This is a genomic window from Cellulophaga baltica (assembly GCF_018861125.1).
Lineage (GTDB): Bacteria > Bacteroidota > Bacteroidia > Flavobacteriales > Flavobacteriaceae > Cellulophaga > Cellulophaga baltica_A.
On record NZ_JAHKQN010000012.1, the window covers coordinates 1 to 1809 of the forward strand.

1 protein-coding gene is annotated in these 1809 nt (G+C 36.0%); it reads left to right on the plus strand.

Annotation, left to right across the window (positions count from 1 at the left end; translation table 11 throughout):
- The coding region (locus tag KO500_RS02750; RefSeq protein WP_368506849.1) for a beta strand repeat-containing protein at positions 1-1809 on the plus strand (1809 nt) is incomplete at both ends.

A 1809-nucleotide genomic window follows, 5' to 3' on the forward strand; every position in this document is an offset into this window, starting at 1 on the left:
ATGTTTCAGATTTAGAGACTTTAACTAGTCTTGTAAATAATAATGACGGTACAATAACTTATACAGACGAGGATGGAGTTGATCAAACGATAGATTTAGTAAGTGACCAGGCGAACAATGATATTCAAGTTGGAGCTGATGGAGGTTTATATTTAAATGTAGCTTCTGTTACTATTTCTGAAACTGTTACTTCTCTTGTTGATAACACCGATGGTACTTTCACGTATACTAATGAAGATGGTTTAGCAACTACATTCGATGCAAAACGTTCAACAGTGGTGGATAATGGTGATGGCACCTTTACTATTACAGATGATTCAGGAAACGCAGCAGTAATAGATACAAATAATACAATCACTACTTTAGTAGATAATGGTGACGGAAGTTTTACGTACACATCAGAAGACGGAACGGCAACAACATTCACAGAGACAACTTCTACTTTAGTTGATAACACCGATGGTACTTTCACGTATACAAATGAAGATGGCATAGCAACTACATTCGATGCAAAACGTTCAACAGTAGTAGATAATGGTGATGGAACATTTACAATTACAGATGATTCAGGAAACGCAGCAGTAGTAGATACAAATAATACAATCACTACTTTAGTAGATAATGGCGACGGAAGTTTTACGTACACATCAGAAGATGGAACGGCAACAACATTCACAGAAACAACTTCTACATTAGTAGATAACACAAACGGTACTTTCACGTATACTAATGAAGATGGTTTAGCAACTACATTTGATTCAAAACGTTCAACAGTGGTGGATAATGGTGATGGCACCTTTACCATTACAGATGATTCAGGAAATGCAGCAGTAATAGATACAAATAATACAATCACTATTTTAGTAGATAATGGCGACGGAAGTTTTACGTACACATCAGAAGACGGAACGGCAACAACATTCACAGAAACAACTTCTACTTTAGTTGATAACACCGATGGTACTTTCACGTATACAAATGAAGATGGCATAGCAACTACATTCGATGCAAAACGTTCAACAGTAGTAGATAATGGTGATGGAACATTTACAATTACAGATGATTCAGGAAACGCAGCAATAGTAGATACAAACAATACCGTAACTACTTTAGTAGATAATGGTGACGGAAGTTTTACGTACACATCAGAAGACGGAACGGCAACAACATTCACAGAAACAACTTCTACTTTAGTTGATAACACCGATGGTACTTTCACGTATACAAATGAAAATGGAGTAGCAACTACATTTGATTCAAAACGTTCAACAGTATTGGATAATGGTGATGGAACCTTTACCATTACAGATGATTCAGGAAGTGTAGCAACAATCAATACGAATCAAGTTGCAGGTTCACTAGTTAATAATAATGACGGGACTATAACATATACAGATGGGACTGGTACTTCTCAAACAATTGTATTAGTAAGTTCTGATGCAAATAATGACATTCAAGTTGGTACAGACGGAGGTTTATATTTAAATGTAGCGTCAGTAACAATTGAAGAAACAGTAACTACTTTAACAGAGAATGGTGATAGTACTTTTACTTATACGAATGAAAGTGGAGCATCTACTTCTTTTACTGGAACAGATGATCAAGAAGCAGACGAGGTAGCGATAGAAGATACAGCAGGTAATTTCACATCAAGTGATGTAGAAGGAGCATTAGCAGAATTGGCAACAGGTAGTACAGATGACCAGGCATTAACTTTAGAGTCAGGCAATATCTTAACATTAGAAGATGGCGGTACAGTAGATTTATCATCATATTTAGATAATACCGATGATCAAGCAATTACAGCAT